Below are 8,924 nucleotides of genomic sequence, written 5' to 3'. Positions count from 1 at the left end.
TTATATTAAAAATTTATCGTATCTTTTCGGAAGGTAGACGGGTAAAATTCAATTCAGTTGATATTATGAAATATGATTTGAAAGAAAAAAAGTTTCTTTGTCCTTATTGCGGGACAAAAATTTCGGTGTTCCTGGATCCTTCGGTTTCAAAACAGAAGTACTATGAAGAATGCGAAGTGTGCTGCAATTCCATTGAAATCAATTATGAATTTGTCGATGGAGCGTTATCCTATTTTCATGCAGCTTGTGAAGAATAGTAAGTTATTGTGAACCACGGATCCTTTCATACAAAAGCAACCATGCTTTCCTTTCTTTCTCTTATGAATGAAGGGAAACGGTAAGCTTTGTACATTATAAAACCAGATAATGTAATGTGTTATCCTGCCAATTATAAATAAAATTTTATCTCTTGATCAATCGTAAATGGTTTGAACCTTATAGACGTTGTTTTCCTTAATTACATCAAAAGAAGAATTTCTGTGCTTTAACAGTTCAACACCAAGTGAAGAGGCACCATCTCTATAGGATTTCCCCTCCTCTAGTTTAACGCCTCCTATTTCAACTGTTACCCTGGGACGTATAAGTCTGTTGCTGATCTCGAATAATTCTGAAAATTGCATTTTCATCGCTCTGAAGTTTAATTAGACATTATATGCTGGTTTTGTTTTTTTTCTCCTTGATGTTGCCAGGATGCTGGATTTAAATAACTTGTATATATCCTTTTCCCTGCGACAAAGCCATCTCCAATTCGTTGGTCAATATAAAAAAATTCCATAAATAAAAAAAGCTTCACAAAAAATTTTGTGAAGCTTAGGATTACATTAGTGTAAATTTATAAACCGATGTATATTTTTTATTTATACCCGTTTAACATTTACCGCATTCAATCCTTTTCTGCCTTCTTTCAGTTCGAAGGTCACTTCGTCATCTTCCTGTATATTATCCACCAGGCCTGAAACATGTACGAAGTATTCGTTGTCCGATTCTGTGTCCTTAATGAAGCCGAAACCTCTGGATTCATTAAAAAATTTTACTTTTCCTTCTTTCATAACAATTTTATTAATTTATTCTTGTACAAATGTAAGTTATTCAAGAAATTCAACAAGCATTTATTGAAAAAGTTTAAAAAATTTTTTTGATCCCCTTTTAATTCTCTTTACTCATCATTATTCTTATGAAATTTATCGATAAGTTTTTCAATAAAATTTTTCTTCTTTTCTTTCTTGCGTTTATCCCGGTCTTTTTTCAGGGCATCCAGTAGCTTTTCAAAGAAGCCCGGTGCTTCATCCCTGTAATCGGGACAGTCGTATGCGGAAGGATCGATCTGGCTGTAATTGAATTTTGCCAGATATTTGGTACCCGGGTGATGGGCATACAGTTCATCAAGAAAATATCCGGCGATGGGAAGAGCTGTTGCGGCCCCCTGGCCATAAGTCATATCTTCGAAATGCACCGAGGGATACTCCGCTCCCACCCAACTGGCAAAAACAAGGTTAGGGGTATAACCCACAAACCAACCATCGGCATGATCCTGGGTAGTACCGGTTTTACCTGCTACATCTCCTGAAAAATTAAAGTTTTCCTTTAGCGAGCGGGCCGTTCCTCTGTTAACCACATTTTGAAGCATCATGGTTACCTGCTCGGAAATTTTTTGGTCCACTACCTGCTGCTCTTTGTTGTTGGATTGAAATGTTTCCAGCACTTTTCCATCCGAATTTTCTATCCTTAGAAGTGCTTTTCCATGTAAAGGCTTCCCATGGTTTGCAAATCCGGTGTACGCTTCAGCCATTTCCAGCACCGAGGCATCCATGGTTCCAAGAGCAAGCGAAGGTACACTCGGATACTCGGCATCAATTCCCATATCTTTTGCCAGCCGGATGGTTGAATCTATGCCCCCTTCCATAAGAACCTGTACTGATATGGTATTAACAGAATTCACCAGCGCTCCCTGCAGGGAGTAAACACCCCCATATTCCCGGTTGGCATTGTTTGGTGACCAGTTGTCGTATTGTTCGTATACAATGCTGTCGTTGGAAAAATAATCACAGGGTTTTACACCTCCTGCCAGGGCATTGGCATACACAAAAGGTTTAAATGTAGACCCTATCTGGCGTTCTGAAGTGACATGATCATATTTAAAAAACCGGTGATCGATGCCACCGACCCAGGCCAGAATGTATCCGTTATGGGGATCCATGGCAACAAATCCTGAGTTGAGTAAAGAAAGATGGTGTTTTACCGAATCCAACGGGGACATTTTTACCCTTTCCGGGCCATCCCACGTAAATATCTCCATAGGCTTTTCCTGATGGACAGCGGATTGGGAATCCCGGAAGGATTCCTCTTTGTAGGCTTCTATTCTGCTAAGTATCTCTTTGGCTAATGTATGATGGCTCTGTTTTTCCTTGAAATTAAATTCCCGTTCAAAGACTTCATGAAGTTTCCGCATATGTTTATCTACAGCCATTTTGGCATATTCCTGGAGATGGCCGTCGATGGTGGTATAAATTCTGAGTCCATCGGTATAGAGGTTATAGGGCTCACCATTGGGTTTGGTATGGTTTCTGCACCATTCTTTGAGCCGGGGCCGCAGATATTCCCTAAGATAAGGAGCCAGGCCATTGTTTTGATCTATGGGATGATAATTCAGGCCAAGCGGTTTATTCCTTAATTTTTTTGCTTCTTCCGTATTGAGATGACCATATTTTTCCATTTGTGAGATCACAATATTCCTGCGTTTTATTGCCCGATCAGGAGATGTATTGGGATTATAAAACGAGGTACCCTTAAGCATTCCTATTAAGGTACATGCCTGCTCCAATTCCAGTTCGGAAGGCAACTTGTTAAAATAGCGCTGAGAGGCATTTTTAATACCGAAAGTATTTTCACCGAAGGGTACGGTATTCAGGTACATCTGTATAAGCCTGTTTTTGGAGTACAAATCTTCCAGCTTCCAGGCTATGATCATTTCCCGGATCTTAGCCCCTATAAGGGCCAGATGGCTCCTACCCTTTCTGGGAAACAGGTTTTTTGCCAGTTGCTGGGTAAGGGTGCTTCCTCCGCCGGAACTTTCATCTCCCAGCAAAACGGTACGAAACAATACCCGGAAAAGGCTTTTGGTATCAATTCCATGATGTTCGAAAAACCTTACATCTTCGGTAGAAACCAGGGCATGAATGATCCCGTCGGGAATTTTTTCAAAATGGAGGTTGTTTCTGTTTTCAAAATAATACCTGCCCATCAGTGTGCCATATCGGGTGTAGACTTCAGTGGCCTGGGCCTGCTCAATTTCTTTCAGTTTGTGTTTGTCAGGAAATTCCCCATAATTCCCCTGAAGCATATTATAAGCTATAAAAGCTCCCAACCCTAAGAGCAGAAAAACAATGATATACAGTAACTTTTTCAGCAGGCTAAAACTGGATGCTTTTCTTTTTTGATTCTTTTTCTTCCGGGCCATTCCAGGTTGGTTTCATTATTTACAAACTTTGCTTATACCACTATGGAACCCGCATGTTTTATTCATTGCCTTGTTGTGAAGGTTCTGGCATGCGGGTTTCATTTAGATAAAAGTACTCAACTATCATTCCAGATAAAGAGAGATCAAAGATATAAAAAAACCGGAGGTGCGAAACACCCCCGGAAAAAACCAATCACAAAAAGCAACCCAAAAAACTAAAACTATGAAAAAAAAGAATCTAAATCATGAAAACCTTATTCAATAATACATCATTTCATCCAATTTTGTTTGGAACTATTGACAAATGAACGAATTTCAATTACGAGCATACATTATTGAGGTATTAATGTATTTGTTTAATATACAGAATGAGATTTTTTTCCTGCATTATTCAAAAACAAACAGCCCGTCCCGCTGAAGAAGCGGGATAGGGAAGTTTTTGAATGCGGGAGGGTTTGCGGGATGGATGCAGGTAACCCCGCATTAGAAAAACCGGCTTTTTGCAAAATTTATTGAAGCAAAAAGCCAGGTTTTTCAATAGCGTCAGAATTATTTGTGAATAATTCGGGTTGTACAGGAAATATTCAGGCAAAGCACTTTTTTTTGCAGTATAGGAAACATTCATTAATTTAGCAATTTAGCAATTTAGCAGAACAAACCAACAGATTATGAAAAGATCAGGTCAGGCAGATTTGCCCTTACATAGAGGAAGCGTTCCCCCATGGTTGTTTGAACGAATGGCCCGGCTGGGTGGAGCAGTTGTAGAATGGATTGTTCAGGAATATGGCAGTTCAGAGGTAATTCGCCGGTTAAGCAATCCTTATTGGTTCCAGTCGTTGGGTGCCGTTATGGGAATGGACTGGCATTCATCGGGAATAACCACGTCTGTGATGGGGGCTTTGAAAAAATCAGTTAATCCCGCTTCCCATGAACTGGGCCTTTATATTGCCGGAGGAAGAGGAAAATATTCAAGGCAGACGCCGGACGAACTGATGCGCATGGCTGACAAAACCGGTTTAAACGGGAATCAGCTTATAAAAAGCAGCAGGCTTAGTGCTAAGATTGATAATACAGCCATCCAGGATGGCTACCAATTGTATCTGCACAATTTTGTAGTCACCCGCAAAGGTGAATGGGCAGTGGTACAACAGGGCATGAATGACCAGAGTGGGATGGCCAGAAGATATCACTGGCATTCTAAGCAGGTTAAATCTTTTGTTGAAGAACCCCATTCCAGCATATGCGGTTATAATATGGGCCGGATACTGAATCTCACGGATAAAAATGCCCGGCCTTCAAGAGATGGAATTATCCGCATAAGCCGGGAAAATCCTCAGAAAATGCTCAAAGAAATTCAAAAGTTACGCATGCCTTCCCATCATCAGGTACGACCGGAGGATTTTGATTTGAAACGTCTCGGTTCCATACTGGCCCTGACCTATGAGGGTCTTTACAAAGATTTTGAATCGCTCTTGCTTATCCGGGGGTTGGGTCCCAAAACACTGCGCTCCCTTACTTTGGTAAGTGAAGTAGTACACGGCACCCCTTCAAGGTTTAACGATCCGGCCCGGTTTTCCTTTGCTCATGGTGGCAAGGACGGACATCCCTATCCGGTGCAGACCAAGGTGTATGATGAAACGGTATCGGAACTAAAAAAAGCATTGGAGCACAGCAAAATAGGCTATAGCGAAAAGAAGAAGGCTTTTAAGAATCTTTCGGAGATCTCCCGTAAAATGGAAAAGGGTTTCAAACCCGAAAAGGGACGTTATGAACAATTTATCAACAAAGAAAAAGAGGAATCCCATTTATACGGAGGCAGAACAGCCTATGGGAAATCCAAACCACCCCAGACCAAAGAGAAAAATAAAAACAACGGCGGAGCCACTCAGCTCAAACTGTTTTAACCTGCATTATTCAAAAACAAACCTAGTGAAGTTTTTGAATGCGGGATGGTTTGCGGGAAGGATGCAGGCTCGCCTTCGCGAAGCTTCGGCGGAGCAAGGCAACCCCGCATTAGAAAAACCGGCTTTTTGCGAAATTTACTGAAGCAAAAAGCCAGGTTTTTCAATAGCGTCAGAAACCCGCATTCAATGAGTTTTGCTACAAGAAAATGATTAATATGCGGGTTCAATGGGGATTGATCTGAATTGCTCAAGTTGTGCAGTTATATTATATTGTATTACAGAATTTTAATAAACTTGAACAAGAATTAATTATTCAAGAATAATTCGGGTTAAATACGCTACATAAACGAATAAATATAGGAGCGGATTTCGTTCTCGGCACTTTCCATAGACTTATAGAGCGTTAACTGCGCTTTTGTACGCTGAAGATTGTGCCCGGGATAATCGGTTTTATAATATATATCCCCCTGAAGGTAGTCAGTAAGAAAACGGATGGTCTGTTCATAGGTCATCATGAAGGGCGCGAGCGGCAGCAGTTTTTTCTCCTTTTCCGTGAGAACATCAAGTGTCCGGTTAAAATATCCACGGGTGAAGGCTTTGAAACAGGCCAGGTTAAACCTTATATTGTTCAGATCCTTATCATCCTCTTCCCCGGTATTTGCTATGGTACGGAGCGCATCTCCATAGTCGTAATGAACGTAGCCCGGCATAACCGTATCCAGATCCAGGATACAGATGGCCTTATCGGATTGATTAAGCAAAAGGTTATTGAACTTGGTATCATTATGGGTGACCCTCAGGGGTAAGAGCCCTTTCCTGCCTGCTATTCCAATGGAAGTCATTTTTTCTGTCCGGTCCTCTAAATATGAAATCATATCCCCTGCCCGATCCAACCTGTCTTTAGGCGCTTCCTTTATGGCCTGGTCAAACCATTCCAGCCGCTTTTCCAAATCATGAAAATGGGGAATGGAAATATGAAGTTCTTTGACAGGAAAATCTCTCAGATAACGAATAAAATTACCAAAGGCCTTCCCTCCTTCCATCGCCTGATCATCATTCTCCACTACATCCAGTGTTTTACTGTCCGGGATGAAATACAACAGCGACCAGTAGTCCTCGTTTTTATCCATCACATAATAATTTCCCGAGAATGCGGGAAGCAATTTCAGTATCTGATTAAGTCCCGTTTCATCTTCTAGATGATGTTGCTCTTTTTTATATCTCAGATGGTCGGTGACCATGGCAATATTGTTAAGCAATGCCGGAGGATTTTTGAAAACATACTTGTTGATTTTCCTCAAAATGTAATCCGTATTTGCCGGGTCGGAGGTTTGAATCAGGTAAGTATCATTGATGTGACCGGAACCGTAAACTCTGGCTGCCTGATAAGTACCTGTCACATTGAATTGACTGAATATATCCTGTACTGTTTCGCTGGAACTCATTATATTGATTTTATTGTTTTTTGGTTAGACTGTATTCAACTCCATAAATTTTTAGGGTATAATCCCCTATCGATCATAGACTGTATTTCCCGGATGGCAATTTTTTTATCTTCCCTGTAGGTTACACCGAACCAGTTTTCATTCGTCAGGAATACCTTCGTGGAGATACCCTCTTTCCCAAGTAATTGGGAAACTGCCTCGGGCAGATAGAATTCGTCCGAATCAGAGTCGTGATATTTTTCTATAAATTCTGAAAATATTTGTTCCAGATACATAAAAATATCCGGTGTGAATCCCCAAAGATTCATCGATACAAGCGTATCGGGCTTGAAATATTCCTGTTTGCCATCGTTGGCCCTGTAGCCTGTAATGGAGCCATTGCTGTCATACTGGATTTTTTTATATTCGTGGATGTCAGTCAGTTCACCCTGATCATCTTTTTGGATGATCCCCCTTGCTACATGTCCGTATTTTGACAGCGTTGCCTCGAGAAGGTAAGCTACCATGGCGAACTGACCTTCGGATTGTTCCGGAAGGGACCACAGAAAATCGCTCAAAGTCTTCATCGCCGAGTATCCATAAAAATCATCTGCATTTACCACTGCAAAAGGTTCATCTATCACATTACGGCAGGAAAGCACAGCTTCACCTGTGCCCCATGGTTTATTGCGTTTCTGGGATGAGGGATACCCTTCTTTGTGGATATACTGATAAGCGTATTCAATTTCCACATTCAGACCATCCAGCTGGGGTTCAAATCGCTTTCGGAAAGCTTTTTCAAAATCTTCCCGGATCAGAAATACAATTTTATTAAAACCTGCTCTGAGGGCATCATACATGGTATAATCGATAAGTGCTTCACCATTGGGCCCAAAACGGTCTATCTGCTTCAACCCTCCATAACGGTTGCCCATACCGGCTGCCAGAATAAGAAGGGTCCGTTTGCTGCTCATAATTTGTTATTTATTAGATCCGACTGATGTAACAGATTTGCAGTAAAATTTCGGCCCAATATTAAAATAAATCCGAGCTTTATCAAAATTTTCGTAGGAGAAACCCTCTCGTACACTCCGTGAGGTGTGATCCTTGTTTATTGAAATACAAATGATATAATGTGATCCGGTCATTTGAGATGTTTCCCAAACTGCTGCTGTAGCTTCTCTATTTTGGGATCGATATGCACACGGCAATAAGGCTGATTGGGGTTATTCCTGTAAAAATCCTGATGGTAATCTTCGGCCACGTAAAAATTTTTGTAGGGTTCCATTTCCGTTACAATCGGATCGCTGAAGTAACCCGATCTGTCCATTTCATTTTTGGACTTTTCAGCGATGCGTTTTTGCTCTTCATTGTGGTAGAAAATGACCGAACGGTATTGTGGGCCAATGTCCGGGCCTTGCCGGTTTAATGTGGTCGGATCATGGGTTTTCCAGAATACTTCTAGTAATTCCCTGTAACCGATCACAGCAGGATCGTATTTAATTTGAACAGCCTCGGCATGGCCCGTTTTTCCAGTTGTGACTTCTTTGTAAGAAGGATTTTTTACTTCTCCTCCGGAGTAACCCGAGGTAACGCTTTGGACTCCTTCTAAATGCTGAAAAACGGCTTCTACACACCAGAAACAACCTGCTCCAAAGGTTGCCGTTTCCACTTTGTTTTGATTGACAGTATCCATGGTTTTTTTATTTTGATCGTTACCAGTTAATGGCTGAGCTAAAAATAATATAATGAACAATATAGAGGTTATATAACTCATTGCTTTTGTTTTTAAATATATTTCCAATTTCCTTTATTGTGTAAACAAATATTTGCTCTTTTGGTTTAAAAGCGCTTTTGATTGAGATGGAAGACCCTATGTACCTGCTATATCTGAAATCTTCTCCAATAACCAACTTTATACCACTAAAACATATAAATGTATAATTATTTAAATTATTATATGTTTTGCTTTATAGTTGCAATCGGGAAGATTGTTAAAAAAAAAGATTGGTCAACCACAGATAAAAACAATTAAAAGGATTACAGGGGTAAATTTTGTCATATTTCTATTCATAATTCTGTTGCTAATGTCTGTCCCCTTTATCATCCACCATGGGAACAAACCTTACCCCGGATATT

The 8,924-nt window shown here is 40.6% G+C and carries 8 protein-coding genes; 2 read left to right on the top strand and 6 right to left on the bottom strand.

The genetic code is table 11. The annotated features are described in order from the left end of the window. Positions 1-257 (top strand): CPXCG motif-containing cysteine-rich protein (locus KGY70_00890; protein ID MBS3773720.1); only part of this gene is annotated, 257 nt, incomplete at its 5' end. Positions 258-413: 156 nt separating this feature from the next. Here KGY70_00890 and KGY70_00885 read toward each other — a convergent pair. The 3 genes from KGY70_00885 to KGY70_00875 all read right to left on the bottom strand — a co-directional run bounded on the left by KGY70_00885 (position 414) and on the right by KGY70_00875 (position 3,457). Beyond that, complete coding sequence (locus tag KGY70_00885; GenBank protein ID MBS3773719.1) at positions 414-626, bottom strand: hypothetical protein; 213 nt, start codon at positions 624-626, stop codon at positions 414-416. 231 nt (positions 627-857) lie between these two features. Next, positions 858-1,049, bottom strand: coding sequence for a cold shock domain-containing protein (locus KGY70_00880; GenBank protein ID MBS3773718.1), 192 nt, complete (start codon positions 1,047-1,049; stop codon positions 858-860). A 107-nt stretch (positions 1,050-1,156) separates the two neighbouring features. After that, the gene (locus KGY70_00875; protein MBS3773717.1) at positions 1,157-3,457 is read right to left on the bottom strand and encodes a transglycosylase domain-containing protein; all 2,301 of its coding nucleotides are present in this window, start codon (positions 3,455-3,457) and stop codon (positions 1,157-1,159) included. A gap of 668 nt (positions 3,458-4,125) precedes the next feature. Here KGY70_00875 and KGY70_00870 point away from each other — a divergent pair. After that, positions 4,126-5,361, top strand: coding sequence for a DUF763 domain-containing protein (locus tag KGY70_00870; GenBank protein ID MBS3773716.1), 1,236 nt, complete (start codon positions 4,126-4,128; stop codon positions 5,359-5,361). A 338-nt stretch (positions 5,362-5,699) separates the two neighbouring features. On the opposite strand, the gene KGY70_00865 is transcribed toward KGY70_00870, so the two are convergent. The 3 genes from KGY70_00865 to msrA form a co-directional block, all read right to left on the bottom strand. Continuing rightward, on the bottom strand, positions 5,700-6,806 hold the full coding sequence (locus tag KGY70_00865) for an aminoglycoside phosphotransferase family protein (GenBank protein MBS3773715.1): 1,107 nt from the start codon (positions 6,804-6,806) through the stop codon (positions 5,700-5,702). Positions 6,807-6,841: 35 nt separating this feature from the next. Next, the gene (locus KGY70_00860; GenBank protein MBS3773714.1) at positions 6,842-7,759 is read right to left on the bottom strand and encodes a nucleotidyltransferase; all 918 of its coding nucleotides are present in this window, start codon (positions 7,757-7,759) and stop codon (positions 6,842-6,844) included. Between the two features lie 170 nt (positions 7,760-7,929). Continuing rightward, positions 7,930-8,481: a peptide-methionine (S)-S-oxide reductase MsrA gene (gene msrA / locus KGY70_00855; protein MBS3773713.1), complete on the bottom strand. Its 552-nt coding sequence runs from the start codon at positions 8,479-8,481 to the stop codon at positions 7,930-7,932. Between the last annotated feature and the right edge of the window lie 443 nt (positions 8,482-8,924).

The sequence above is a fragment of the Bacteroidales bacterium genome, from assembly GCA_018334875.1.
GTDB lineage: Bacteria > Bacteroidota > Bacteroidia > Bacteroidales > UBA12077 > JAGXLC01.
This window is presented reverse-complemented; position numbering and strand designations above follow the sequence as displayed.